The organism is Winslowiella toletana (genome assembly GCF_017875465.1).
Lineage (GTDB): Bacteria > Pseudomonadota > Gammaproteobacteria > Enterobacterales > Enterobacteriaceae > Erwinia > Erwinia toletana.
The window spans coordinates 3,579,962-3,605,024 of record NZ_JAGGMQ010000001.1 but is presented as its reverse complement, the minus strand read 5'-3'; the positions used below and the strand labels follow the sequence as shown (position 1 = coordinate 3,605,024).

Annotated in this window: 27 protein-coding genes; 9 read left to right on the top strand and 18 right to left on the bottom strand. The window is 52.6% G+C overall.

Features of this window, described 5'->3' with window-relative positions:
• Window positions 1-57: 57 nt before the first annotated feature.
• Window positions 58-1,062, bottom strand: a complete 1,005-nt coding sequence (locus tag J2125_RS16760) for a phosphotransferase enzyme family protein (protein WP_017800890.1) — start codon at window positions 1,060-1,062, stop codon at window positions 58-60.
• 270 nt (window positions 1,063-1,332) lie between these two features.
• Here J2125_RS16760 and eat point away from each other — a divergent pair, with 270 nt between their 5' ends.
• A complete protein-coding gene (gene eat, locus J2125_RS16755; RefSeq protein WP_026111663.1) occupies window positions 1,333-2,700 on the top strand; it encodes an ethanolamine permease in 1,368 nt (455 codons plus the stop codon).
• A gap of 43 nt (window positions 2,701-2,743) precedes the next feature.
• Here eat and mak read toward each other — a convergent pair whose 3' ends face one another.
• Window positions 2,744-3,649: a fructokinase gene (gene mak, locus J2125_RS16750; RefSeq protein ID WP_017800888.1), complete on the bottom strand. Its 906-nt coding sequence runs from the start codon at window positions 3,647-3,649 to the stop codon at window positions 2,744-2,746.
• A 146-nt stretch (window positions 3,650-3,795) separates the two neighbouring features.
• Between mak and rdgC the strand changes: the two genes are divergently transcribed.
• The 4 genes from rdgC to J2125_RS16730 all read left to right on the top strand — a co-directional run bounded on the left by rdgC (window position 3,796) and on the right by J2125_RS16730 (window position 6,079).
• A complete protein-coding gene (rdgC, locus tag J2125_RS16745; protein WP_017800887.1) occupies window positions 3,796-4,707 on the top strand; it encodes a recombination-associated protein RdgC in 912 nt (303 codons plus the stop codon).
• Window positions 4,708-4,772: 65 nt separating this feature from the next.
• Window positions 4,773-4,961: a hypothetical protein gene (locus J2125_RS16740; protein WP_017800886.1), complete on the top strand. Its 189-nt coding sequence runs from the start codon at window positions 4,773-4,775 to the stop codon at window positions 4,959-4,961.
• A complete protein-coding gene (locus J2125_RS16735) occupies window positions 4,930-5,370 on the top strand; it encodes a hypothetical protein (RefSeq protein WP_071590507.1) in 441 nt (146 codons plus the stop codon). The genes J2125_RS16740 and J2125_RS16735 overlap by 32 nt, the downstream gene beginning before the upstream one ends.
• 181 nt (window positions 5,371-5,551) lie before the next feature.
• Complete coding sequence (locus J2125_RS16730) at window positions 5,552-6,079, top strand: MarR family winged helix-turn-helix transcriptional regulator (protein ID WP_026111661.1); 528 nt, start codon at window positions 5,552-5,554, stop codon at window positions 6,077-6,079.
• Between the two features lie 63 nt (window positions 6,080-6,142).
• Here the strand turns inward: J2125_RS16730 and queF are convergent, their stop codons facing one another.
• From queF to J2125_RS16715, 3 genes are read right to left on the bottom strand one after another with little or no spacing between them, the layout of a single operon-like run.
• Window positions 6,143-6,979 carry an NADPH-dependent 7-cyano-7-deazaguanine reductase QueF gene (queF, locus tag J2125_RS16725; RefSeq protein ID WP_026111660.1) on the bottom strand — a complete coding sequence of 279 codons (837 nt, stop codon included), beginning with the start codon at window positions 6,977-6,979 and terminating at the stop codon, window positions 6,143-6,145.
• A complete protein-coding gene (locus J2125_RS16720) occupies window positions 6,970-7,845 on the bottom strand; it encodes a queuosine precursor transporter (RefSeq protein ID WP_017800882.1) in 876 nt (291 codons plus the stop codon). The genes queF and J2125_RS16720 overlap by 10 nt, the downstream gene beginning before the upstream one ends.
• A gap of 39 nt (window positions 7,846-7,884) precedes the next feature.
• The gene (locus J2125_RS16715; RefSeq protein ID WP_017800881.1) at window positions 7,885-8,493 is read right to left on the bottom strand and encodes a helix-turn-helix domain-containing protein; all 609 of its coding nucleotides are present in this window, start codon (window positions 8,491-8,493) and stop codon (window positions 7,885-7,887) included.
• Between the two features lie 241 nt (window positions 8,494-8,734).
• Between J2125_RS16715 and J2125_RS16710 the strand changes: the two genes are divergently transcribed.
• Window positions 8,735-8,980, top strand: coding sequence for a helix-turn-helix domain-containing protein (locus tag J2125_RS16710; protein ID WP_017800880.1), 246 nt, complete (start codon window positions 8,735-8,737; stop codon window positions 8,978-8,980).
• A 104-nt stretch (window positions 8,981-9,084) separates the two neighbouring features.
• Here the strand turns inward: J2125_RS16710 and ppnP are convergent, their stop codons facing one another.
• From ppnP to aroL, 7 genes are all read right to left on the bottom strand, one after another.
• Window positions 9,085-9,369, bottom strand: coding sequence for a pyrimidine/purine nucleoside phosphorylase (gene ppnP, locus J2125_RS16705; protein ID WP_017800879.1), 285 nt, complete (start codon window positions 9,367-9,369; stop codon window positions 9,085-9,087).
• 105 nt (window positions 9,370-9,474) lie between these two features.
• Window positions 9,475-10,152 carry an AroM family protein gene (locus J2125_RS16700; protein WP_017800878.1) on the bottom strand — a complete coding sequence of 226 codons (678 nt, stop codon included), beginning with the start codon at window positions 10,150-10,152 and terminating at the stop codon, window positions 9,475-9,477.
• 2 nt (window positions 10,153-10,154) lie between these two features.
• Window positions 10,155-11,084 carry a DUF1177 domain-containing protein gene (locus tag J2125_RS16695; protein ID WP_017800877.1) on the bottom strand — a complete coding sequence of 310 codons (930 nt, stop codon included), beginning with the start codon at window positions 11,082-11,084 and terminating at the stop codon, window positions 10,155-10,157.
• 15 nt (window positions 11,085-11,099) lie between these two features.
• The gene (locus J2125_RS16690) at window positions 11,100-12,659 is read right to left on the bottom strand and encodes an OPT/YSL family transporter (protein ID WP_017800876.1); all 1,560 of its coding nucleotides are present in this window, start codon (window positions 12,657-12,659) and stop codon (window positions 11,100-11,102) included.
• A gap of 203 nt (window positions 12,660-12,862) precedes the next feature.
• Window positions 12,863-13,648: an IclR family transcriptional regulator gene (locus J2125_RS16685; protein WP_017800875.1), complete on the bottom strand. Its 786-nt coding sequence runs from the start codon at window positions 13,646-13,648 to the stop codon at window positions 12,863-12,865.
• 288 nt (window positions 13,649-13,936) lie between these two features.
• A complete protein-coding gene (locus tag J2125_RS16680; protein ID WP_017800873.1) occupies window positions 13,937-14,128 on the bottom strand; it encodes a YaiA family protein in 192 nt (63 codons plus the stop codon).
• A gap of 132 nt (window positions 14,129-14,260) precedes the next feature.
• Window positions 14,261-14,785 (bottom strand): shikimate kinase AroL, encoded by a 525-nt coding sequence (gene aroL, locus J2125_RS16675; protein WP_026111659.1) that lies wholly within the window; start codon window positions 14,783-14,785, stop codon window positions 14,261-14,263.
• A 298-nt stretch (window positions 14,786-15,083) separates the two neighbouring features.
• Between aroL and J2125_RS16670 the strand changes: the two genes are divergently transcribed.
• Complete coding sequence (locus J2125_RS16670; RefSeq protein ID WP_017800870.1) at window positions 15,084-15,782, top strand: DUF2076 domain-containing protein; 699 nt, start codon at window positions 15,084-15,086, stop codon at window positions 15,780-15,782.
• A 46-nt stretch (window positions 15,783-15,828) separates the two neighbouring features.
• Here the strand turns inward: J2125_RS16670 and J2125_RS16665 are convergent, their stop codons facing one another.
• Complete coding sequence (locus J2125_RS16665) at window positions 15,829-16,272, bottom strand: YaiI/YqxD family protein (protein ID WP_017800869.1); 444 nt, start codon at window positions 16,270-16,272, stop codon at window positions 15,829-15,831.
• 180 nt (window positions 16,273-16,452) lie between these two features.
• On the opposite strand from J2125_RS16665, the gene proC reads away from it, so the two are divergent.
• Window positions 16,453-17,268: a pyrroline-5-carboxylate reductase gene (gene proC, locus J2125_RS16660; RefSeq protein ID WP_017800868.1), complete on the top strand. Its 816-nt coding sequence runs from the start codon at window positions 16,453-16,455 to the stop codon at window positions 17,266-17,268.
• Window positions 17,269-17,304: 36 nt separating this feature from the next.
• Here proC and J2125_RS16655 read toward each other — a convergent pair whose 3' ends face one another.
• The 4 genes from J2125_RS16655 to J2125_RS16640 form a co-directional block, all read right to left on the bottom strand.
• On the bottom strand, window positions 17,305-18,828 hold the full coding sequence (locus J2125_RS16655; RefSeq protein WP_026111658.1) for an FAD-dependent oxidoreductase: 1,524 nt from the start codon (window positions 18,826-18,828) through the stop codon (window positions 17,305-17,307).
• Between the two features lie 260 nt (window positions 18,829-19,088).
• On the bottom strand, window positions 19,089-19,391 hold the full coding sequence (locus J2125_RS16650; RefSeq protein ID WP_026111657.1) for a PsiF family protein: 303 nt from the start codon (window positions 19,389-19,391) through the stop codon (window positions 19,089-19,091).
• Between the two features lie 188 nt (window positions 19,392-19,579).
• Complete coding sequence (gene iraP / locus J2125_RS16645; protein ID WP_017800864.1) at window positions 19,580-19,840, bottom strand: anti-adapter protein IraP; 261 nt, start codon at window positions 19,838-19,840, stop codon at window positions 19,580-19,582.
• A 265-nt stretch (window positions 19,841-20,105) separates the two neighbouring features.
• The gene (locus J2125_RS16640; RefSeq protein WP_017800863.1) at window positions 20,106-20,285 is read right to left on the bottom strand and encodes a hypothetical protein; all 180 of its coding nucleotides are present in this window, start codon (window positions 20,283-20,285) and stop codon (window positions 20,106-20,108) included.
• 282 nt (window positions 20,286-20,567) lie between these two features.
• Between J2125_RS16640 and J2125_RS16635 the strand changes: the two genes are divergently transcribed.
• On the top strand, window positions 20,568-23,654 hold the full coding sequence (locus tag J2125_RS16635) for a beta-galactosidase (RefSeq protein WP_017800862.1): 3,087 nt from the start codon (window positions 20,568-20,570) through the stop codon (window positions 23,652-23,654).
• 31 nt (window positions 23,655-23,685) lie between these two features.
• On the opposite strand, the gene J2125_RS16630 is transcribed toward J2125_RS16635, so the two are convergent.
• Window positions 23,686-24,906 (bottom strand): multidrug efflux MFS transporter, encoded by a 1,221-nt coding sequence (locus J2125_RS16630; protein WP_017800861.1) that lies wholly within the window; start codon window positions 24,904-24,906, stop codon window positions 23,686-23,688.
• Between the last annotated feature and the right edge of the window lie 157 nt (window positions 24,907-25,063).

Here is a 25,063-nt window from a genome sequence, read left to right as displayed (position 1 = left end):
TATCAGTCACGGGCCGGGCACCGCGGCTGCGCATCCCTGCCCGATGATAGTGCAGATTCAGGCGCCAACCGGCAGCTGCGTGGTTTCCAGATAGCGGCGACACAGACGCACCGAATGATCGGCCCACTGCGGACCAAGACTTTGCGCCATTTCCGTCTCGGCATGGGAACCGGCCCATGCCAGCAGCTGAATACGCCGCTGGATCAGTAAGGTGGGCACCAGCGCCATATCGGCATCGGAAATATGCGCCACTTGCTCGTAGCCATGGATCCAGTGATCCACCCACTCGGCAGCACGCGGATGGTGCTCAACAAAGCTAATGGCGGCGGCCAGATCGTGCAGATACCAGCCGAAGCCACAGTCGTCAAAATCGATCACCCGCGTTTCGCCCTTGTGCAGCAGCAGATTGGTCAGACGCAGATCGGCATGGATCAGGCCGTAGCGATCGGCGCCTTTGCCATAATCCGCCAGCTCATCACCAATCCGTGTAATCGCCTGGCCGACAATGGCGCGATCGGCGATTTGCAGATTAGGGGCATCCTGCCAGTGGCCCCAGTGACTGTCCGCACTGACCATGGTGCGGTGATCCCAGATAATGCGCTGAAAGCCCGCCGGGCGCTGCCACTGGCGGCTGTGCTGATGCAGGCGGGCGGTGATATGGCCCAGCTGGCGGAAGGCGCGCGGATCGACATCGGTGGTCGGCATTTCGCCTTCGATCCAGTGAAACAGCACCACATAGCGCTCACCGCCATCCGGCAGCTTCAGGGTCTGCACCGCTTCGCCCTGACGGTTTAGCACCGCTTGCGGCACCACAATGCCGGTATCACGCAGGGCATTCAGCCAGTGCAGCTCACTTTCGATATCCGCTTTCTGATGGTAATCACCGCGATGCAGGCGCAGGGCATAGCGCTGACCATTGGCCACCAGCAGAAAAGTGGCGTTTTCGGATCGACACAGCAGGCTCAGTTCGCCATGCAGCGCCGCAGGGTATTGTGCGAGGGCAGCGTGCGCCAGCGCGGTCAGCGCAGTGTTATCAAGGGTGTCATATTGTTTGGCACTCATAAGTCAGGCTCCGGGGATAACAAAAGTGTTACCAGCATGTGATGCCAGACATCCGTTCGGCTTGACCGCAGACGACCCAATGTTGACCGCAGCGTACAGCGGGCGCTTTTCCTGCCGCTGAGTTGACTATAGATGACAAAACTTAGTGCGCCAGCGTCAAGTTTTCCCGGGCATGGCGGCGGCATTATCAAACCCTGCTGGCAAGCGATAACCGGGGCGAGGCGCTGACCTCGAAAATAACAAGACAATAGCGGGGAGTGTAATATGACAGTGACAAGTAAGCTCAAGCCCACACTGGGCACGATACATCTGTGGGGCATCGCGGTAGGTCTGGTCATTTCCGGCGAATACTTCGGCTGGAGTTACGGCTGGGGCGTAGCGGGTACCCTGGGTTTTCTGATCACCACCGCCCTGATCGCCACCATGTACACCTGCTTTATCTTCAGCTTTACCGAACTGACCACCGCCATTCCGCATGCCGGTGGTCCTTTTGCTTACAGCCGTCGCGCCTTTGGCGAAACCGGTGGTCTGATTGCCGGTATGGCAACCCTGATTGAATTCGTCTTTGCTCCACCGGCGATTGCGATGGCGATTGGCGCCTATCTGAATGTGCAGTTCCCGGAGCTGAATCCGAAATATGCCGCCGTTGGCGCCTATATCGTGTTTATGACGCTGAATATTCTCGGCGTAAAACTGGCGGCGATGTTTGAACTCTGCGTCACGGTGCTGGCTGTAGGTGAACTGCTGGTGTTTATGGGCGTGGTGGCGCCAGGCTTTAGTATGGCTAACTTTGTCGCCAACGGCTGGTCAGGCGGCGATAGTTTCGGTATACCTGCGGTGTCCGGTATCTTTGCCGCCATCCCGTTTGCCATCTGGTTCTTCCTGGCCATTGAAGGCGCAGCGATGGCCGCCGAAGAGGCGAAAGATCCCAAACGCACGATCCCGAAAGCCTATATCAGCGGCATTCTGACGCTGGTGGTGCTGGCGATTGGCGTGATGTTGCTGGCGGGCGGCGCGGGCGACTGGCGCACGCTGTCGAATATTAACGATCCGCTGCCGCAGGCGATGAAAATGATTGTCGGCGAAAACTCTGGCTGGATGCATATGCTGGTGTGGATTGGCCTGTTCGGTCTGGTGGCCAGCTTCCACGGCATTATTCTCGGCTATTCACGCCAGTTCTTCGCCCTGTCGCGCGCCGGTTATCTGCCGCCAGCGCTGGCAAAACTCTCCCGCTTCCAGACGCCGCATCGGGCGATTATTGCCGGTGGACTGATTGGCATCGCGGCAATCTTTAGCGACAGCTGGATTAATCTGCAGGGAATGACGCTGACGGCGGCGATGATCACCATGGCGGTATTTGGCGCCATTGTGATGTATCTGATGAGTATGCTGAGCCTGTTCCGTCTGCGTCGTACTGAACCGCAGATGGCGCGCAGCTTCCGCGCACCGGGCTATCCGATTGTCCCGGCAATCGCGCTGGTATTGGCGGTAGTCTGTCTGATTGCGATGCTGTGGTTTAACCCATTAATCGGCGGGATTTTTATCGCAATGATGGCGGCCGGTTATATTTACTTCCTGATGACCAAAGCGCAGCGCGACAACGCGCCAGCGGATGCGATGCTGTCCGGCGTCGAGTAAGCTTTACGGCCCTCTGCTGCTGACGGCAGAGGGCCGCTTTGATCTATAACGGCCAGAGCCAGGCCGCGCCGCGTACGCCACTGGAATCACCATGCCGCGCCTGCAACACCGGCGTTTCACACTCACCGCCAAACACCCAGTTTTTCAGCAATAACGGCACCGTCTGATACAGACGCGCAACATTGCTCATCCCGCCGCCCATCACAATCACATCCGGATCAAGAATATTAATCACCTGTCCCAGCGATTTTGCCAGCCGCTGCTCATAGCGACTCATCGCCAGTTCAGCTACCGGATCCTGCTGCTCCAGCAACTGAATAATCTCCGCCCCCTTGCGTGACTGGCCGCTCAGGCGCTGATAATCGGTGGCGAAACCGGTGCCGGAAATAAAGGTCTCAATACAGCCCGCTTTGCCGCAGTAGCAGGGCACTTCCAGACGGTAGCGCAGTTCATCTTCATCCATCCACGGCAGCGGATTATGGCCCCACTCGCCCGCATTACCGTTGCCGCCGATATGCGCCTGGCCATTAAGCGCCACGCCCGCGCCGCAGCCGGTGCCAATAATCACCGCAAACACCGTCGCTTCGCCCGCCGCCGCGCCATCTACCGCTTCGGACACCGCCAGACAGTTAGCATCATTGGCGACCCGCACTTCGCGCTGTAGTCGCGCCGAAAGATCTTTATCCAGTGGCTGACCATTCAGCCAGGTGGAGTTAGCATTTTTAACCTTGCCGCTGTACGGCGAAAGCGTTCCTGGAATACCGATGCCGACACTGCCCTGCTGCGCGGTTTTTTCTTCCGCGAGGGTCACCAGTCCGACAATAGCGTCAACGGTTTTCTGATAGTCGTCACGCGGTGTCGGCACGCGGTGGCGAAACAGCTCTTCCCCCTGGTTGGATAACGCAATCACCTCAGTTTTGGTGCCGCCTAAATCGATACCTATACGCACGTTGTTGTCCTCATTATGCGACGCAGAGACAGTTACATTAGAAGGGCGCAGCTTGAAAGGCAATGAAACCGCGGCGATGTTTCGCTATCATGCGCGCTGACTTTAAGACTTGCGCGCCAGATCGCGCCCCGGCTAAGGAAAACACCATGTTGTGGTTTAAAAATTTGATGGTTTATCGTCTGAATCGTGACATTCCGCTGTCGACGGACGATATGGAAAAACAACTCGAAGCGTTTTCCTTTAGTCCCTGCGGCAGCCAGGATATGGCAAAAACCGGTTGGGTTTCGCCAATGGGTTCGCGCAGCGATGCCCTGACCCATGTGAATAACGGCCAGATCCTGATTTGCGCACGTAAAGAAGAGAAGATCCTGCCATCGCCAGTGATTAAACAGGCGCTGGAAGCGAAGATCGATAAGCTGGAGAGCGAGCAGCAGCGCAAACTGAAAAAGACCGAAAAAGACTCGCTGAAAGATGAAGTGCTGCACAGCCTGCTGCCGCGCGCCTTCAGCCGTTTCAGCCAGACCTTTTTGTGGATTGATACGGTTAACAACCTGATTATGGTCGACTGCGCCAGCGCCAAGAAAGCCGAAGACACGCTGGCGCTGCTGCGCAAAAGCATGGGCTCACTGCCGGTGGTGCCGCTGACGCTGGAAAGCCCGATCGAACTGACGCTGACCGAGTGGGTGCGTTCCGGTGATGTCCCGGCCGGTTTTGCGCTAATGGATGAAGCCGAGCTGAAAGCGATCCTCGAAGATGGCGGCGTGATCCGTTGTAAGAAGCAGGATCTGGTGTGTGATGAGATTGCCAACCATATCGAAGCCGGCAAACTGGTCACCAAACTGGCGCTCGACTGGCAGGAACGTATTCAGCTGCTGCTGTCTGATGATGGTTCGCTGAAGCGTCTGAAATTTGCTGACACCCTGCGTGAGCAGAACGACGATATCGATCGCGAAGATTTCGCCCTGCGTTTCGACGCTGATTTTATCCTGATGACCAGCGAATTAGCCGCGTTGGTCAGTAACCTGGTGGAAGCACTGGGTGGTGAAGCTCAGCGTTAACTTTCCCCCCTTTTCGCTATCCATACTTATGGTATACTTGACTGAAATTTGCACAGGAGATTTTTATGAAGCTCACTCCGGTTAACGCTGCAAACCTTGATGAAATGCTTTCTCTGTCTCGTCAGTCAGGTAGTACTCACGTCACAGGGAAGAGTGATGAAGAATATCGCCGGAATTTCCTGCAAGAAATTTATGGTGAGATGTTAGCGGAAAGGACTCGCCGTGATCACAAGGATAAATATATTACGGGTTGATTTTGCCAGACGCTTTGGCGAAGTGAGTGATTATTTTGGTTTTGACCTTGATGTGGTAATCACTTACATCGGCGATATTCAGGCATTGCAAAAGCTGTGGCAAGCACGGGGTTATGTTGAAGTCTATGAGCATATCCATGAACGGCGTTACGGCATGATCAAAGATTCCAACTCCACGTTGGGGTCTTCCCCGTATTATATCGGCCTTTATCACGGGCGAGTGTTACCTGATGATCATGACCCACTACTTGTTATCTCCTTTCAGGAAAGCCCTGGCGGCAAGATTCTGGTGATTGAAAATATGATCACCCACGATGATATGTTTGGCGCCAGCGGAACAGTAAAACATTCGTTATCGCAGATGCGTGCTATCCGTAAGCGCTTGCGCGATAAGCTTGATGAAAAGTAAACAACTGTTTAAATGCGTATAGCGTAGCGGTAACGCGTTACTTTGGGGTTAACCCCCCCCAAAGTAACGTCATAAGTTGCGCTTCCGATCACGGGCTTCAGCAGGGTCTGCGCGTTATTCTTAAACTCCGAATCTGATAAACCGTTGAAAATTACCTCGATATCAAGATACCGGAGTACGTATGACTAGCCGAAAACCGGATGCAGTTGACGTAATTCTTGAACAGTGGCGACGGGAAAGGCCGGATATTGATGCCAGCCCGATGGGGCCAATGGGTCGTCTGAAACGCTGCATCATGCTGCTGGAACCGAGGATTGAAGCAGCCTTCGCTCCCTTTGGCCTGACGCGCTGGCAGTTCGATATGCTGGCCACCCTGCGCCGTGCCGGGACACCTTTTTGCCTGTCGCCCACGGCGCTGTTTTCCGCACTGATGATCACCTCCGGCACCATGACCCATCGTCTGAAGTTACTGGAAGCCAGCGAATTGATTGAACGGCTGCCCAATACCGACGATGCACGCAGTATGCTGGTGCAGCTGACGGAAAAAGGCTTAGCGCTGATCAATCGTGTGGTGGAAGTACATGTGGAAAACGAAAAGAGACTGCTGGCGTTAATTCCGCCGAATACTCTGGAGGAGCTGGATAATGCGCTATCGCAACTGATGGTGGCGCTGGAGGAGAATCCGGCGGTTAGCGGTAAAAAACAATAAACAGCACTGACGAAAGCGAATTCGCCAGTGCTTCATGGCCGATCAATATGGCAACGCTCAATATTATTGTCTGATTAAACGTGGCGCGGCAGGTCTTTCTTCAAAGTTGCTGCGAAACGGATTGATATCTAATCCCCCCCGGCGGGTATATCTTGCAAAAACGCTTAATTTCTCCGGACGACAATAGTAATTAATATCGTTAAATATACGTTCAACACACTGCTCATGAAACTCATTATGCATTCTAAATGAAATAATATATCGGAGTAACTTTTCTCGATCTATTTGTTGCCCTTCATATCTGATAACAACACTGCCCCAATCAGGTTGATTGGTCACCAGACAATTGGATTTGAGTAAATTTGATGAGAGTGTTTCAAAAACAATTTTATCAAAGGTGGAACCAATAAGATGTTCTGGTTTGAAGGTATAATCGCCAATTTCGATATCAAGTTGATCAATACACTCGCCAGGCAGCGAGTTACTAGCTGCCGGGTAATCGGTCAGGTGAGGATAAATGTTGACCTTTACCTCGCCAACGGCAGACAGTGAAAGATCTTGCCTGAGCGATTCGGCAACCTGCTCCGTTGTAGCGAACCTTGTTTGATTGAAACTATTGAGGTAGAGTTTGAATGACTTTGATTCAATGATATTTCTGCTTGTTGCCGGGATGAAAAAATCCGCAATAGCAACAACAGGTTTCCCCTTATTATTTAACCAGGAAAGCTCGAATCCCGTCCATAAATCAAAGCCGGAGAAAGGTAAATTTCCTGACTGAATCTTTATTTCCTCCCTGGCATAAGCCCGTGGAAGCGATTCAAGTAAATCGGGCGAGTAGTTCTGGATATAATTTGTGTTTTTTCCCAGCAACGTTATTCCATTACCTATGCTCATACACATTCCTTTTTGTTTTCTGCGTTAATATATCTTCTGAATAGTTCACGAGTGGCGTAGATTGGTCCCACGCCAATAATTGCATAAGCTAATTTAATGATGAACTGTGACATTATCATGGTTTTTATCGTCTCTATACTCAGCACATTATAAAAAGCTAATGTACAAAAAATAACACTATCTATCGCCGACGCGATAACGGTACTGGTGATCACTCTTATAAAAAGGTATCTGGAGTTTGTCAGTTCTTTTATTTTACAAAGTAATAATGAGTTAATATTTTCCGATACCAGATAGGCACAAGAAGAAGCAAAAAGCACAGCAACAATGCTTGTTACAAAGGCACTATATGATTCATTCAGCTCCCACTCAGCCAGGCCAGGAAGCAGGCTTGTTGCCCACAAGCCTGCAACAAATAAAACATTTGCGACAAATGAAATAAGTATTGTTCTTCTTGCCATTCTTAAGCCGAAAAATTCGTTAAGAATATCAACAAAAATAAAAGTGAGAGGATAGAAAAATATCGCTGGTGGGACAACAAAGTTAACCAGAGGAATATGAATGGGCTTTACGCCGCTAATAGTGCAAAGAATATATATCACTGTCATAGCTATACTGATAATGAGATAAGCATACCAGGATCGTTCATGCCTGTCACCTAGTTCATAAGATGTCACAGTATTTTCATTGCCATACATTCTTCGATAAAGCGCTTTAATTTCATCTCTATTTAAATCATTAGTTATTTCGCTACTTTCAAGATCTGGCAAACCAATCTTAATATATTTTCCAGTTGCAAGAACCATAATATTAGCTTTAATAACATCTGAACGTTCAAAGCCAAGTAGTTTATATTTGGTATTGTGTTCCATTGCATATCCTTCCTTGAATATTTAAATTAACATCAAAAATCATACCCGCTCTTCAATAACAGTACCAAGTAGATATTCATCAGTCTTATACATAAACCGAGAGATTTCCTGATCATAACTTAGATAAAACCCTTCGTCTTTTGAATAAAAGAGCGCAAGCTGCATATCAGAAGGATAGACCTTACGCTTAATAATAAGAATATCTCCCGGATAGAAAACATTTTTTATATTGGATTCTACTTTTAAGGCAACCATATTTGATACGTCGCCAAAATACCATGTTAACGGATATCGGGTAACGAGATAGCCAACTCTTTTTTCGAGACAGCCCAAAAACTCTCCCTGAGGAATAATGGGAATTGCCGCAGGATTTTTATCGCCTTCAGGTGATAACGTTTTTTCAATAAGTTCAATGCACTCGAGATCATAATTTTCAATAACTTCACACGCAACACCGAAAAAGTCAGCTATCCGGGTCACAGTTGACCTTTGAATATTATTAACTTTACCCTCAAGGATCTTATATATTGTTGCGCGTGTAACCCCTGTGCGAGAAGCGAGAGATGCTTTAGTTTCTCCGCGACTTCTCATAATATATGTTATATTATTGATAATATTTTCTTTTCTCTGCGAACCCGACACATTCATAGATAAACGTCCCTGTTTTTCACCTAACCCTTAGCATATAAACATTTATAATATCTGTCCATTGAGTAACCATCAGAGAATAGAAAAAACTACCGACAAAAAACATCCAATAAAAATAATTAATCAGATAATAATTAAAATAAAAATCAAATACGCATTTATACTCAAAGTGTATATTTTTATGTTGACTTTAAAAAACACAAACGATACTTTCCGAAACATCATTAATCAGGAGAGTAATATGAAGGGAATCAATTCAAAAGACTGGCATCGGGCCGATATTCTTGCAGCGGTAAGGAAAAAGAAAAAATCACTCTCAGCCCTTTCCAGAGAGCATGGTCTTTCATCATCCACCTTACATAATGCATTAATAAAACCCTGGCCTCGGGGTGAAAATATCATCGCGACAACAATCGGGTTGTTGCCAGCTGAGATATGGCCAGGTCGTTATATAAAAAAGAAAAACAGCGCAAAGATAGGATATTAAAATAAAAAACAATCGTTCAGACAGTCTTTATTAGCATCAGGGAAAGTCGGCAACAGGTTATTTTAAGATGGGGATCCCATAAAGCAATCCCCACCCGTTACAGATTACAGGTAGCGGCACAGATAGGAGGTCGGTTCGGCAACCTGCAGATGGAATTCGCTGTGCTCAGGAACGTTAAATACCGCCCCCGCCTGATAGAGTTTCCACTCGGTTTCACCTGGCAGCAGAACTTTCAGTGAACCACTGACCACTGTCATCTCTTCCGCCTGGGCTGTGCCAAAGTTATATTCACCTTCCGCCATCACGCCAACGCTCGCGCGTCCGGTGCTGGCACTGGTGAAACCAATGGATTTCACTTTTCCGTCAAAGTACTCACTAACGTTGAGCATGCAACTTCCTCGAAACCTAAAAATATGTGAAAAGTCAGTGTAGAGGTTTGTTTCACGCTCTGTCACGCAAAATTGCTACGCAATGTCGCACACCTCACGCCCTGATTACACCAGCAGTTCAGCAGCCAGTTTCGCCACCAGCACATTCGACAACAGCACCGGAATTTCCAGCAATTTTTGCAGGAAATCACGGTGATACTGGTGATAACCAATACAATCCAGTACCACCACATCCGCCCCCTGCTCTTTCAACGACAGCGCGGCGGCTGTAAGGGTTTCATCATCACTGAGGTAAGGACTGGCGACGGCAAAGCATGGCGCTTTGCTGAGGTGGCGCCATTTACTCGCCTGCTCACGGATCTGCTCCTGCACCGGCACCACAATCCCCACCTGATGGCTGTCGACAATCGATTTAATCAGTGGCGGAATAATGCGATCCGGCTCCAGCAGCAGTGCGTTATTGGCGCGCAGCTGGCCGAACTCACCGGTGCAGAGTAACAGGATAATGTCGTAACCCTGCTCCTCGAGCGCCAGAATCTTGTTCTGCAGGGCGATCTCGACTTTCGCCGCCGACAGACGCGCCTGCGAACCATCCTGCAAACGCGAAACCAGAACCTTTTCATCAGCCTGCGGCGCGAACTGCTGCTCAACTTCGGCAGCCGTCAGCCCGTCCAGTAATCCGGCGTGCGCGATCTGCTGTTCCGGCATATGCTCCAGCAGCAGCGGCAGAATATCGCTGCGTGGAGACTGACCAATGGTAAGCGTAACCAGTGTCTGCTTCATGATTATTTCCGCGCGCGCAGATGGCCCAGAGAGCCGTACATCGCGACCAGGCGTGCATACTCTTCAGCGTCATAGAACTGGCAGGTGCCGCGGCCAAACTCTTTCGCCACTTCTACCGCGAATTTCGCCGTCAGCGCAATATCCACTTCATGGCTTGCGCCGGTACCACAACCTGGCACCACTGACTCAGCACAGATCGCCACGCCCACCACCGGTACATCGGTCGCCGTTGACGGCTGTAAGATACTGTTCAGGTGATAGATACCGTTACCGTATGGCGTGATGTCCTGGGTGGTAATCGGGAATGTCACTGCCGGCTGGCCGCTGGTCATCTCCATAATGCGCAGCAGGTCTTCTGAAACGCGCAGGATATAGCCCTCTTTCACCGTCGGTGACAGCGCATAACCTTTGTGATTAAGAATGCGATTTCCCTTGGTGGTATCAATGGAAAGAATAGCATCTGCCTCAGCGATCGCTTCATTGCTGCTCATCGACAGGTCGTCGATTGGCGAGTCCATAAAATCGACCGGCTCATGCGGGCGGGTTGGCGCATCCGGGCAGATATGGGTAGTGATAATCACATCGCCTGCCAGCGGATCGCCTTTGCGCTGCATCTCAGCCAGCTTCAGGGCGCTGGCCACCGCCGCGACAGCGCCATCCGCATCGGAAACCAGACCAATACGCGTCGGACGCGCACCGATACCGCCGAGACGACCAATAATACCGAGGGTAGCCGCGCTACCGCCATTCAGTTTGCCATCGGTGCCGTGGATTTCGATACGCACGAAATCGGTGCCGCCTTTCTCGCCATCCACGCGATGGGTGGTGGCTTTCACACCAGCATAACCGGCAAACAGATCAACGATATCCTGACCACTGACCCTGGCGTGGTCCATTAACTCAAAAACCTGCAAAGTTTGTTGCAAACTCATTGTTGAATCCTCGTTTTATTTTTTAGCGCCACTGGCAAAGATCGAGTGGAAGAAGCTATACAGCGCGTCACCGGCAATAAATCCTGCGGCCATCACTTCCATTGGCGTACGGCCACGCTCGCCCCAGACACGGCTGATAATCAGGCGCAGTACAATACCGGCGATAATTGCCCAACCAGCGGCGGCGTTATTAATCAGCAGGCCGGTTGCCAGCAGGACGCCCAGCTGGCGTTTTGGTCCGCCAATTAACTGAATGATCGCCCCCGGTATCGCCCAAATCAGCAGACTCATGGCAATCCCCGGCTCAGCACCGGCCTGAATGGTTTTGGCATAGACGCGTGCTACTGGCGGCAGTAAATCCTGCGCGAAATAGCTAAAGTGCGCGTACCACACCACCGGAATCGCCACCACAAAGGCAATCAACGCGGCAATCAGCTGAACACGACGTCCCCACAGCTCTTCCTGCAGATTCTTACCATGACCGCGCAGCACAAAACCGGCTTTCAGGTCGTAACCCATATCGGCGAAGGCCGGGCCGGTAGCGGCGGTAAAACCGGTTAACACACAGAGCGCCAGCGGCGGGAAGCCAATCAGAATGCCGATAATCAGCGTAATCAATGCCACGGCAAACGCCGGGAACCAGCCAGAGTGCATCGCGGCAATGCCGACAATCAGCTCATGCACAAAGGCGGCAAAAGCGGCATAGACGATAAACAGCAGCAGCATCGGCAGTGACATCTCACTCCACAAACCGGCGGCCAGCGCCAGCAGCGCAGCGATCAGCACATAACCCACCGATCCCAGTCCCAGCGCTTTGCGCACTTCGGTATCCGGACTGGAGTAGCCGCTGTTATCCGTTTTCTTACTGCGGATCACCTGCACCACCTGAATCAGCGCCACCAGACCTGCGCCGACCATCACACCGTGCGGAATATAGTTAGCGTTGATATCGATGCCAGCAATCGGTTCAGAATAAGCGCGCAACAGCAGACCAATACCGAACATACTCAGCGCCCAGATATTGCCGATAAACGCCGTACCAAAGGCCGCCATTGGAATTTTCAGCATCGAACCGGCAACACCGCCAACAATGCCCACCACCAGCAGCCACGCCTGCTTACCGCCCCTGTCACCGGCTTTGATCGCTTCTGCCGCGGCAACGCCTGGTGGCCACGCATTACTGGCCGGGAACACACGGGTATCAAACAGACGATAGAGTAAATACGCATCCAGCAGCATCGCCGCCGAGACCCCGACAAACATCGGCAGCACCAGCTGCGGCTGGCCCATCACCCATGGCACCGCAATCGGCATTAGCAGACTATTCGCCGCGCCAAAGGTGGCGGATGAGATAGCGGTTTGCGCCAGGTTTTGCGTATGCACGGAACGGTAACGCTGGAAAGCTTTCATTGGCATACGTGCTAATAGCATTGCCAGCAGCGCGCCAATAATTGAGGTATTAGGTGTTACACCCAATGTCGTTAATAACTGCACGCCAATAATAGCGCCGAGAACTGAAAGGAGAATCAGCATCACAACGATGCCAATATCCTTTAATGGATTATCCTGCCGCATAGTTTCCCCGTTGAATTACCCTGTCTGTCGGTTTATTTCATTATTATCGGATTGGTAAATAAGGTTAATTCCCCCTCAGGAACGTTGAGAAGAGAATTACCCGAGTGAGTCTCTGCGGACTTTGCTTACGTTGTTATGTTGAAAATAGAGCCCTGGTATTGGCTTTTACAGCACTTTGCTTTCCCTGGTGAGGCGCAAAGTCATCACTGGCGACCTGGATATTTTTGCAGCCATTTCAGATCGCCAAATTTTTCGGCCAGTTGATGCGCTGTGGTCATCAACGCCGCTAAAACCAGCGGTGAATAACGCTGTTCACCTTCAGTCGAAGGAAAAGAGAGGCAGACGCCAATCGTTTCATCACGATGTTTATTGCTTACCGCAGTTGCCAGCGAACTGATGCCCTGCAGTGTTTCGTTACGGGCCAGCGCCCATCCCTGCTGACGCACTTGCGCCAGCGCCGCCAGTAACTCATCCAGCGTTTGCGGTGAGTTTGGCGAACTGACCTGCCACGCATCCTGATACAGCGCACAAATATAATCGTCGCTGTGACGCGCCAGAATCGCGCGGCCTACCGAGGTTTCCGCCGCCGGAGAACGACTGCCCGCCGGGGTAACCACCTGAATAAACTGCCGGCAGTGGAACATGCGCATCACAATAATTTCGCGCCCATCCAGCACCGAGATATAACCGGTGGCATTAGATTCTGTCGCCAGCCGCGCCATCAGTGGTGAAGCACTGTCGACCAGCGGCGTTGACAGATAGCTGCTGGCTACCGAAAGCAATACGCGGCCAATATGGAAACAGCGCGTATCCGGATCACGCTCCAGCAGCCCCTGCGACTCCATGGTGGCCAGCAACCGTGAAACGGTGCTTTTTGGCAGCCCTAAAGACTCGACCACATCACTAAATGACAATCCTGACTGACCTTGCATCACGCCGTAACGGGTAAAAAGTTTTAATACCGCAGCGGCATTTTCCAGGGTAGTCATATTGTGTTCCGATATATGGAACTAAGTTCCTGTTTGGTCTGCATTGAAACTAAAACCGTTACCTTTGCAGGTCAAGTTCTCATTTTTAACGATGGCTATTTAGCGCAGCACAATATGCGGGGTAAAACCCAACGAGGGGACAATATACTGGTGGAGAAAGAAAAGTATGCGGGGATCGCCAAAGGGGGAAAAAATCCCCCGAAGAATATTCTGAATATTATTTCACTGACTGGCGGGCGATCGTGAAAAAATTAATCACGTTGAGAACCGTTAACAAAAAGCATTTATCTACTCTTTCCCGGCATCCTCATAACGCTGCTTCGCGTCCAGCGCTTCCTGTTCGGTGTCATGCTCACTAATCAGCGTATTTTCATGAGGGTGATCGGCGCGTAGCTGATATGAAGTCACAGTTTTGCCCTCAGGGCCTTTTTCAACCGCTTCGATACGCGCTTCGCGTGGATATGGAGGTCTTGTCGCCATAATATGTTCCCTCTTATTGTGGATGATAATGTGATATCCAGAGGTTAAGTATAGACAATGCAGGGGATTTTTCCGTAACACTGTAGGGGCGGCGTTCTCGCCGCCCGTGTCAGGAGGTTGGCACAGGGAAATTTAGCTGGCGCGGGCCAGTGATAGCGTTTGTAACAGCGTCTGCACCACTTGCTCTGGGGTCTGCATCGCATTGATCACATGATGTGCGGCCTGCTGGTAGAGTCTGTCACGCTGTGACAGCACTTCCACCATCTCATCGGCAATCGGACGCCCGGTCAGCGTTGGTCGCTGCTCTTCTTCAGGATAGGCTTCAAGACGCGATGCCAGCACCTCGGGATCGGCTTTCAGATAGACCACCCGGCCATGTTCGCGCATAAAGCGGCAGTTCTCTTCCGCCAGCACCATCCCGCCGCCAGTGGCGATCACCGTTGAGGGCGCAGTGACGGCGATCAGCGCCTGGGTTTCGCGGCGGCGAAAGCCTTCCCATCCTTCAGCCGCCACAATCCCGGCAACGGTCTGTTGTGTGGTCTGCTGTAAAAAATAATCGGTATCACTAAACGCATAGGCCAGCGCCTGGGAAAGCGCGCGTCCGACAGTGGTTTTGCCGCATCCGCGGGCGCCGATCAGATAGATGGGTAACGACATAAATGGCACATCCTCAGCCGCATTGTTGGGGGCAACATGCTCACCAACATGGGAGTAAAACAGGTCAACTTTGCGTCGCATCATACCGTCAATTTTTTCGCTGAGCCAGACGTTACGTCATTTTTGCCAACGACCGCACAAAGATGCTGGCTAACCAGCTGATTAAAAACCGTAATTCCATGCACGTTTTGTGCATCACCGCCGGTTTTTCCGCTGGCAACATCTCCTTACCCGATGCCGATTTACTTTCCCGATACGATTGCCACAATTAGCCTGTCCCTGTTTACGGAGGTTTATCATGCAGAACGAAGAGCAACAATTGATTGAGAATCTGTTTAGCCGACTGAAGCAGGCCGAATCGCAGTCTGCGCCGCGCGATGCGGCGGCGGAAAAATTGATTGCCAGCCAGCTACAGCAACAACCTGGCGCCCCCTATTATATGGCGCAGGCGATCCTGATTCAGGAAGCGGCGATGAAGAAGCTTAACGAGCGGGTCAACGAGCTGGAGAGCCGCCTGGCGCAGGCGCAACAGCAGCAACCGCAACAGAGCAGCGGCGGTTTTCTGTCCGGTCTGTTTGGCGGCGGCAGCCGTCCGTCACAACCGCAGCAGCAACCTGCATCCTCAGCCTGGAACAGCGCGCCTGCGCAACAGCAGCAACCGGCTTACAACGCCCCGGCGGCAGGCGCGGCGCGCGGCACCGGTTTTCTTGGTGGCGCTTTGCAGACCGCGGTCGGCGTTGCCGGGGGGGTTGTGATGGCGGATATGCTGACCAGCATGTTCCATCATTCGCAGCCGGAAGAGATTGTGAATATTATCAATGAACCGGCGATGCCGGAGGCGGTCGATACCAGTCTCGATACCTTTAATCAGGGTGGCCAGGATCAGTTTCTGCATCAGGATGCCGGTCTGCCGCAGGATAACGCCAATGATTACAGCGACTTCGGCGGCGACGGTTTTGATGATAATGATTTTGGCGATGATGATAGTTTTGTCTGATTAGTCACGCTGCATCCGGGCGACGGAAACGCCGCCCTGATAATCGTTACCCGCGTAATATCCACTTATCCAGCTCATTGGCGAACTGCTGGCGATCTTTCTGGCTTAAGGTGCCCGGGCCGCCGGTCTGAATACCACTGGAGCGCAGGGTATCCATAAAATCACGCATCGTCAGGCGCTCACGAATGGTGGCATTGCTGTAACGCTCACCGCGTGGATTAAGCGCTATCGCTCCTTTCTCCATCACTTCCGCCGCCAGCGGAATATCCGCCGTCACCACCAGATCGCCCTTCTCTGCACGACGGACAATTTCGTTGTCCGCCACATCAAAACCAGCCGGAACCTGCAACGTACGTAAAAAACGCGACGGCGGAACATTTAGCGGCTGATTGGCTACAAAGGTAATCTCGACCTGCGCACGGTCGGCGGCGCGATACAGCACCTCTTTAATCACTTTTGGACACGCATCGGCATCCACCCAGATTGGCATAACATTTCCTGTCAGGATTGGGGAACGAGGGAGATCTTGCCGTTCTTTTACAGAATGGCAAATTTTTTCTGTGCTTAACTTGCCAGCTGCTGCTGGTTTTAAGCGTAGCTGAAGCTGGATTAAGGTGGAGAATGTCGTAAGCTGGGTGGCAGTAAATACAGAACGCATTAAGGAAATAAGATGCTGGAGAAAAAGATAGGTTTTATCGGCTGCGGTAATATGTCTAAAGCTATTATTGGCGGTCTGGTGGCCGGTGGAGTGCTCAAACCGGAAAATATCTGGGTATTTGATCATAAGCCCGCAACTAATCAGGCGATGCAGCAGCAGTATGGCATCACCCCGGCGCAAAGCGCGGAAGAGGTAGCGAAACAGGCTGATATTCTGTTTGCTGCGGTTAAGCCAAACGTGATTCTGAAAGTGCTGAAAGAGGTGGCCAGCAGTCTGAATAAAGAGACGCTGGTCGTTTCGATCGCTGCTGGCGTGACCCTCGATTCACTGGCCATGGCGCTGGGCCATGACCGCAAAATCGTACGCGTGATGCCAAACACCCCGGCGCTGGTCAATGAAGGTATGACCTCGGTGACGCCTAATGCGCTGGTGACGCAGCAAGAGAGCGAGGAAGTGGTGGCGATTTTCAACAGCTTCGGCAAAGCTGCGGTGGTTGATGAATATCTGATCCACGCTGTGGTCGGCGTCAGCGGATCGGCACCAGCCTATGTGTTTATGTTTATTGAAGCGATGGCCGATGCGGCAGTGCTGGGCGGCATGCCACGCGCGCAGGCGTATCAGTTTGCTGCACAGGCGGTGAAAGGCTCAGCGCAGATGGTGCTGGAAACCGGCAAACATCCCGGCGAACTGAAAGATATGGTCTGCTCACCGGGCGGCACCACCATTGAAGCGGTTAAAGTGCTGGAAGAGAAAGGTTTCCGCGCTGCGGTGATAGAAGCGATGCGCCAGTGTATGGCGAAGTCGGAAGCACTTAGCAAAAAGTCCTGATCATAGCGGGCGGGCTTTCCCCCGCCCCGCCAGCTGTTACAAATACGTCTCCGCCAGGCTGATCGCCTGTTCCACCGTCATGGGCTGCTGCATGCGCTGTATCAGCCCGGCGGTCAGGGTGTACATGCCGCAGGAAGCCGCAGCAGCCAGTTTTCCCTGCTGACCATAGAACGCGATAAAGCTCTTATCCGTTAGCGAACCGAGCAGTTCAAACTGGTCCCATTCGCTGGCGTGACCAAGATATTCATAACGAGTACCAAAATGCGCGGTCCAGAAAAACGGCACCCGATCAAATGCTTCTGCGGCTCCCAGCATATTCTTCGCCGCCACCCGCCCCTGCTGGTGCGCCACGCGATAGTGTTCAATACGTAACTTGCCAGCTGCGGTCGGACAGGTCGCGATATCCCCCGCGGCCCAGATATTCTTGCCCACCTGCAACTGGGCGTCGGTTGGCAGACTGCCATCATCCAGCAGCTCAATGTCGTGAATAAAGCCGGTCGCCGGCGCGATACCGGTGGCGAACAGCACCACATCCGCCGGCACTACGTCACCGCTTTTCAGCTCTACGCCACTGACATGCCGCTCCCCCTGCAAAGCCGCCACTTCACCCTCAACAAAACGCACGCCATTCTCTTCATGCAGCTCCCGGAAAAAGGTGGCGATTTGCTCGCCAAACTGCTTTTTAAACGGCAGCGGCTGGCGGGCGATCACCTGCACATCAATTTTCTTCGCGCGCAACGCCGAGGCCAGCTCCATGCCGATAAAACTGTTGCCGATAATCACCAGCTTCTGCTGGCTGTCGACCTCTTTAAGCAGCGAATCAGCCTGCTCAATACTGCGTAACAGATGTACACCGAACAGCGCCTTACCTTCAATATCCGGGCGCTGCGGCACCCCGCCGCTGGCAATCAGTAATTTATCGAAATGCAGCGTCGAACCATCGGCAAAATGCAGCTGCTGTTTACGGCTGTCGAGCCGCCCGACATCGCCATGGACCCGCTCCACCTGCTGCAGAAAATCCTTATCCAGCATTGAGGGGACTTCGCTGATTTTCATCTTGCCGGAGGGAACAAATTTGCTTAATGCGGTGCGGTCATAGGGGGCTTCAGTTTCGCGATCAACCAGAATCAGTTTGCCGTTAAATCCCTCATCACGCAGCGTCCACGCCGCAGCGCTGCCTGCCGCTCCGCTGCCAAGAATAACCAACACCTCAGTGTTATCAACGCCCTTGCCCGGCTGCTTCGCCGCCAGCGGTTCAGGGTCGACCTGCACCATGCCATTTTCAATGCGCAAGGCATAGTGCTGCAGATGGCTGAGGGCCAGTGGCTCCGCCAGCGAACCGTCACTCAGATTAAATACCGCTTTATGCCACGGACAGATCAACTGGTCGTCACAAATCGCCCCTTGCTCAAGAGGAGCGCCTGCATGCGGGCAGGTTGCCTGATAAGCACGAACCGTATCTCCGTTACGAATCAGTAAAACGTCGGTTTCCCCTACCGGTGCTTTAACCGGCTTCATCTCTGGCAAATCCTGCAAAACCATAACATTTTGATAGCTCACGACAGTGCTCCCTTTCAAAGGTAACTGGCAGATGCGGTGATACCCACATCTTTTACAGGAATATTATTAAGCCTGGCAGGTACGGGGCGCGGGAGAGGATTAAAGTGAATATTAAATTCTAACTCATTGTTTATAATTAAATTTAAAATCTTAATAAATATTAACCGCCGCAGAAAACGGTTTTGCGCGGGCTGAAAGAATTTACGGTGGGAGATCATGCGAAGGGAGAAATACGTGGATCCACAGATCCACGTTAAACTTTAGCTTTTCTTCAGGCAACTGCTCATAAAGGCTTTACGCTCATCCCCTTTCAGCGTCTTCTCTGCCGCCTGGGTATTACAGGTTTTCATTTTTACCTGCTGCGGCGTCATATCACTTATTTTGCTGTCTTTACGTAAGCACTCGCTCATAAAGTCTTTGCGCGCGTCGCCTTTCAGCGCCTGACTGCTGGCGTGCTGATTACAGCTGGCCATTTTTTGCTGCTGCGGCGTTTTCTCAACAGCAGCGGCATAGCCCGCTGTCATCAGGCTGACCAGCATTAGTATCAATATCTGCACCTTCATATTCGATCCTTATTTTAATTCACGAAGTCATTGCGCTAATGCTTTAAACAGCATTAACGCTAAGTCTGGCAGGTATTTTGTATATGGCTAAAAATAAAAAACAAACTTATAGCTGGATCTCATTATTACTTTAAGTGCGTAACCATGCTGGCAACAGTTAAACGCTGAAAGCGGCTCTACAGAAAAGTTTAATAGCGTGGGTAAGTCAGCAGTCGCCGGATATAGCCCTGCAATAAGGAAGTATCTTGCGGATCGGTGGCTGCATCCTCTGCCGCTTTACGCATCGCAACCTCAATGCCGGCATTGAGTTCCAGCCGCTGTGCTTCCTCCATCTTGCGTAACATGGCGGTAACTACAATTTCTAATGCTTCAACCTGAGCGGTGAGCTCTTTAGCTTCTTCTTCTTTGGCAGCGAGCTTTAACAATAATTCAGCAATGAGATTTTTCATGCGAATGTCTCAGCGGGTTAAAGCAAGACGTTAACATTGAGATAAATAAAATGGTAGCGCTTTTTAGCGGATATATTCGTGTATTAAGAAGCACATGCAGTAGTTAACTTTATCGAAACGTTTCTCTGCTAAAAATGATTTGTATACCCCTGAGCGGATAACAAGTCGTTGATAAATGGAATTTTGAAAATATTTTTTATTGAATGGTCAAAATAAAATGCCTCCGACTGGCCGTAACCGGCCAGTCGGAGGGAAGTTTAGTGACTTACTGTGGGCCACCCATAAAACCACCGCGTGGGCCGCCACCGCCGCCCCATCCGCCGCCGCCACCGCCGCCGCCATGTCCACCACCACCGCCACCGCCCGGTCCCCACATCGGGAACAGACAACCACTTAATGCTGTTACCAGCGCCACAATTGTGACCAGCTTAATAATACGACCCATAATAAACAGAACCTCTGTATGACGATTTTGCGCCGAGTGTATGCCGCAGGGGATCGCCCGACAATGCAGAATACTCTGCATCCGGCGGCTTTTTACCGCGCGTAACCACGCTTAACACTTTCCTGCCAGAATTCAGTGACCAGTCTGCATCAGCCGCTGCCTGCCGCAGATTTTTCCCGAAATCCGGGAACGCGATCGCCGTCGCGGAATCGCCGCTAAACGCTTTACTAAATCTGCCATCACAGGCAGTGTGAGCGCATAACATTCAATAAGGATCCCATGATGAAAACAGCCGCTATTCATACCCTGTCAGAGATCATTGCGCGTCGCGACTGGGAGCAGCCCGGCACCACGCAACTTAACCGTCTGCCCGCCCATCCGCCTTTTTTCAGCTGGCGTGATGCGCAGCAGGCACGTAATGATGCGCCGTCGGATCGACGTCAGAGTCTGAATGGCAGCTGGCATTTTAGCTACTTTGATCAGCCGGAAGCGGTGCCGCAAAGCTGGCTGTTGCAGGATCTGCCGCAGGCCGACAGCATTAAGGTGCCCTCTAACTGGCAGCTTGCCGGTTATGACAGCCCGATTTACACCAATGTGCAGTATCCGATTCCGGTTACGCCACCGCAGGTGCCACAGCATAATCCCACCGGTTGCTACTCGCTCACATTCACTGTCGACGATAACTGGCTGCATAACGGGCAGACGCGCATTATTTTCGATGGCGTAAACTCAGCCTTCTATCTGTGGTGCAACGGCAACTGGGTCGGTTATTCCCAGGACAGCCGTCTGCCAGCGGAATTCGACCTCAGTGAATTTTTACAGCCGGGCAATAACCGTCTGGCGGTGATGGTGCTGCGCTGGAGCGATGGCAGCTATCTTGAAGATCAGGATATGTGGCGGATGAGCGGTATTTTCCGCGACGTCAGCCTGCTGCATAAACCGCAGGTGCAGCTATGTGATATTCAGCTGGAAACCCATCTCAGTGCGGAATTCAGCTCGGCGCGCTTGCAGGCAACAGTGGTCGCCAGCCTGACGCCGGATAACTGCACAGACTATCAGCTCAGAGTCGGGCTCTGGCGTGACAATGAAGAGATTACCCATCAGCAACAGCCGTTTGGCAGTGAAATTATTGATGAGCGTGGCCACTACATCGAGCGCACCACCGTTAATCTGCAGGTTGCGCAGCCGCTGTTATGGAGCGCTGAAACCCCGCATCTGTATCGCGCGGTGATCTCGCTGCTTGATAACCGGGGTTCGCTGATCGAAGCGGAAGCTTATGATGTCGGTTTCCGTCAGGTCACCATTGAACAGGGGCTGTTAAAGGTCAATGGCAAGGCGCTGCTGATTCGCGGCACTAACCGCCATGAACATCACCCGGAGACGGGCCAGGTGATGGATGAAGCCACCATGGTGCGTGATATTCAGTTAATGAAACAGCACAACTTTAACGCGGTGCGCTGCTCTCACTACCCTAACCACCCGCTATGGTATCGCCTGTGCGATCGCTACGGCTTGTACGTGGTCGATGAAGCCAATATTGAAACGCACGGTATGCAGCCGATGAATCGCCTGTCCGACGATCCGCGCTGGTTTAATGCCTTTAGTGAACGCGTGACGCGGATGGTGCAGCGTGACCGTAATCATCCCTGCATTATTATCTGGTCACTGGGTAATGAATCCGGCCATGGCAGCACGCACGACGCGCTGTATCGCTGGATCAAAAGCAGCGATCCAACCCGTCCGGTGCAGTATGAAGGTGGCGGCGCCAATAGCGACGCGACCGATATTATCTGCCCGATGTATGCACGTGTGGATCAGGATCAGCCCTTCCCGGCGGTGCCCAAATGGTCAATTAAAAAGTGGATTAGCATGCCGGGTGAAACGCGACCGCTAATCCTGTGCGAATACGCGCACGCCATGGGCAACAGCTTTGGGGGTTTCGATCGTTACTGGCAGGCATTTCGTCAGTTCCCGCGCCTGCAGGGCGGCTTTGTCTGGGACTGGGTCGACCAGAGCCTGACGAAGACAGATGCAGATGGCAGCCGCTGGCAGGCTTACGGGGGGGATTTTGGCGATAAGCCCAATGACCGCCAGTTCTGCATGAATGGTCTGGTGTTTGCCGATCGCACGCCGCACCCGTCACTGTATGAGGCACAGCATACTCAGCAGTTTTTCCAGTTCAGCGTCGATCCCGGCAACCCGCTGGCCTTTACTGTCAGCAGTGAATATCTGTTCCGTCACAGCGACAACGAGCAGCTGCGCTGGCGCATCGAACAGAATGGCCAGACGGTGGTCAGTGGCGAAATTAACCTGTCGCTGCCGCCAGAGGGCAGCCAGCGAATTGAGCTGGATCAGCAGCCCGCGCTAAGCGGCGAAGTGTGGCTTAATCTTGAGGTGGTACAACCGCAGGCCACCGCCTGGTCCGCGGCAGATCACCGTGCGGCCTGGGCGCAGTGGCGTTTGCCTGCTACGCTGGCGCTGCCGCCGGAAGCTGATTCCGCTGTCGCGCCGACCCTTACCGCTAATCACGATACCATTGAAATTGCACATGGTCAGCAGCGCTGGCAGTTCTCCCGCCGCAGCGGTGAACTGACGCAGTGGTTGCAACAGGATCGCGCTACGCTGCTGTCACCGCTAAGCGATCTGTTTGTGCGCGCACCGCTGGATAATGATATCGGTATCAGCGAAACCACGCGTATCGATCCGAACGCCTGGGTCGAGCGCTGGAAACGTGCCGGACTCTGGCAACTGGAAGCCGTCACCCTGCAGTTTAAAGCCGATGCGCTACGTGACTCGGTTATCGTCGATACGCTGCATGCCTGGCAGTATCAGCAACAGACACTGTTCCTCAGCCGCAAACGCTATGAGGTGAATGCGCAGGGAGAGATAAGCGTTGAAGTGAGCGTCGAGATTGCCGCCGGCGTGCCAGCCCCGGCGCGTATTGGCGTACGCTGTCAGCTGGCGGAAGCGCCTGCCGAAGTCAGCTGGCTGGGACTTGGCCCGCATGAAAACTACCCGGACCGCCGCAGTGCGGCGCAGTTCTCGCGCTGGCAGCTGCCACTGGCTTCCCTGCATACACCCTATGTGTTCCCCAGCGATAACGGGCTGCGCGGCGGGACGCGTCAGCTGGATCTCGGTAAGCTGCAACTCAGCGGTGATTTCCACTTCTCGCTAAGTCGTTACAGCATGGAGCAGTTGCGTGATACCAGCCATCGCCACTTACTACGGGAAGAAGCGGGCTGCTGGCTGACGCTGGATGGCTTCCACATGGGCGTCGGCGGTGACGACTCCTGGAGTCCAAGCGTCAATGCCGATTTCTTACTCAGCGAACGGCGCTACAGCTATCGCTTTACCCTGCGTCAGCCGTAACGCATCGGCACGGGCGGCGATAACGCCGCCCCTACGCCCGGGGTTTCTGCAACTCCGTCGCTGCTGTCTTCTGCTGCCGATAGAGTCGCCGCAACTGCCAGGTGTTGATAAACACCACCAGCGCCGTGGCGATAAACACCCAGCGAAACCCGCCAATCGCCGAGACACCGGCGCCAATCAGCGGACCCACCACATTGCCAAGATACATAAATGACTGGTTGTAACCAAAAATACGTCCGGTGACCTGGTCGCTGGAGTAGCGCAACAGCAGCGTTTGCACCGCAGGCATCATTGCGCCATCGGCAAAGCCCAGCAGAAAGCGCAATACGCCCAGCTGCGTGGCATTGGTGACAAAGCCCATCGCCAGAAACAGCACTATCGAAAACGTCAGCGTGGCGATCAAAATCCGCTCGGTACCAATACGATCGCCAAGCTTGCCCAGCCAGGGCGCAGAGATTAGTGCCGACATACCGGGGATCGCCGCAATAAAACCGCTCAGAAAGGCAATATTTTGCACATCCGGTGCCAGATCGCGCACAAATAGCGTCAGAATCGGGCTGATGGAAGAGTTACTTAACTGAATCACCAGTGTGGTGCAAAACAGCGTGATCACCAGCGCCGGATTGCTTAAGGTCTGAAATACCGCGCTGCCGCTGAGCTTGTCCTCTTTCTTTACCGCTTTATGTCCGGTCTCTTTAATCAGAAACAGGGTAATCAGAAAACTGATCAGCAGCAGAATTGAAGTGAGGATAAACACGCTGCGCAAACCGACCCAGTCGGCCAGCAGCCCGCCCAGCATTGGTCCGGCAATCACACCTGAGATCTGGCCGGTGGCCACGGTGCTTAATGCCCAGCCGCTGCGCTCACGCGGCACCTGCGAAGCCACCAGCGCCATTGCATTGGGAATATAGCCGGAAGTCAGCCCCATCAGCGCACGCAGCAGAAACAGCTGCCAGACATTAGTGACAAACGCCTGCATCAGGATCACCGCTCCCATGCCAAAAGAGGCGCGCAACAGCATCAGCTTACGCCCCTTGCGATCTGCCAGGCTACCCCACATCGGTGAAACCACCGCCGAAACCATAAAGGTGACACTGAAGGTTAATCCGGACCAGATGGTTAAAGCGCTATGGGATTCAACACCAAGCTGTTGAATATAGAGTGGAAGAAACGGCAGAATTTGACTGATAGCCAGCCCGGTAAAAAAACACCCGAACCAGACTGAAATAAGATTGACCTTCCAGGATTCCATAGCGAAGTGCGCGTGGCCTCAAATGCATAGCGGAACCGTCAGTCTAGCAAGTTGAGAAATGTGACGAGTGGCAAATACTGGCAACGGGACAACTTCAGATTATTTAGCTGAAGCGGCATTCAGCTAACGCCGCCTCACGCTGCGGGCAGGCAAATAG

Coding starts and splice junctions, on each gene's coding strand:
- J2125_RS16760 (WP_017800890.1), bottom strand. CDS start 1,062: ATGAGTGCCAAACAATATGACACCCTTGATAACACTGCGCTGACCGCG.
- rdgC (WP_017800887.1), top strand. CDS start 3,796: ATGTTGTGGTTTAAAAATTTGATGGTTTATCGTCTGAATCGTGACATT.
- J2125_RS16740 (WP_017800886.1), top strand. CDS start 4,773: ATGAAGCTCACTCCGGTTAACGCTGCAAACCTTGATGAAATGCTTTCT.
- J2125_RS16730 (WP_026111661.1), top strand. CDS start 5,552: ATGACTAGCCGAAAACCGGATGCAGTTGACGTAATTCTTGAACAGTGG.
- queF (WP_026111660.1), bottom strand. CDS start 6,979: ATGTGTATGAGCATAGGTAATGGAATAACGTTGCTGGGAAAAAACACA.
- J2125_RS16720 (WP_017800882.1), bottom strand. CDS start 7,845: ATGGAACACAATACCAAATATAAACTACTTGGCTTTGAACGTTCAGAT.
- J2125_RS16715 (WP_017800881.1), bottom strand. CDS start 8,493: ATGAATGTGTCGGGTTCGCAGAGAAAAGAAAATATTATCAATAATATA.
- J2125_RS16710 (WP_017800880.1), top strand. CDS start 8,735: ATGAAGGGAATCAATTCAAAAGACTGGCATCGGGCCGATATTCTTGCA.
- ppnP (WP_017800879.1), bottom strand. CDS start 9,369: ATGCTCAACGTTAGTGAGTACTTTGACGGAAAAGTGAAATCCATTGGT.
- J2125_RS16700 (WP_017800878.1), bottom strand. CDS start 10,152: ATGAAGCAGACACTGGTTACGCTTACCATTGGTCAGTCTCCACGCAGC.
- J2125_RS16695 (WP_017800877.1), bottom strand. CDS start 11,084: ATGAGTTTGCAACAAACTTTGCAGGTTTTTGAGTTAATGGACCACGCC.
- J2125_RS16690 (WP_017800876.1), bottom strand. CDS start 12,659: ATGCGGCAGGATAATCCATTAAAGGATATTGGCATCGTTGTGATGCTG.
- J2125_RS16685 (WP_017800875.1), bottom strand. CDS start 13,648: ATGACTACCCTGGAAAATGCCGCTGCGGTATTAAAACTTTTTACCCGT.
- J2125_RS16680 (WP_017800873.1), bottom strand. CDS start 14,128: ATGGCGACAAGACCTCCATATCCACGCGAAGCGCGTATCGAAGCGGTT.
- aroL (WP_026111659.1), bottom strand. CDS start 14,785: ATGTCGTTACCCATCTATCTGATCGGCGCCCGCGGATGCGGCAAAACC.
- J2125_RS16670 (WP_017800870.1), top strand. CDS start 15,084: ATGCAGAACGAAGAGCAACAATTGATTGAGAATCTGTTTAGCCGACTG.
- J2125_RS16665 (WP_017800869.1), bottom strand. CDS start 16,272: ATGCCAATCTGGGTGGATGCCGATGCGTGTCCAAAAGTGATTAAAGAG.
- proC (WP_017800868.1), top strand. CDS start 16,453: ATGCTGGAGAAAAAGATAGGTTTTATCGGCTGCGGTAATATGTCTAAA.
- J2125_RS16650 (WP_026111657.1), bottom strand. CDS start 19,391: ATGAAGGTGCAGATATTGATACTAATGCTGGTCAGCCTGATGACAGCG.
- iraP (WP_017800864.1), bottom strand. CDS start 19,840: ATGAAAAATCTCATTGCTGAATTATTGTTAAAGCTCGCTGCCAAAGAA.
- J2125_RS16640 (WP_017800863.1), bottom strand. CDS start 20,285: ATGGGTCGTATTATTAAGCTGGTCACAATTGTGGCGCTGGTAACAGCA.
- J2125_RS16635 (WP_017800862.1), top strand. CDS start 20,568: ATGAAAACAGCCGCTATTCATACCCTGTCAGAGATCATTGCGCGTCGC.
- J2125_RS16630 (WP_017800861.1), bottom strand. CDS start 24,906: ATGGAATCCTGGAAGGTCAATCTTATTTCAGTCTGGTTCGGGTGTTTT.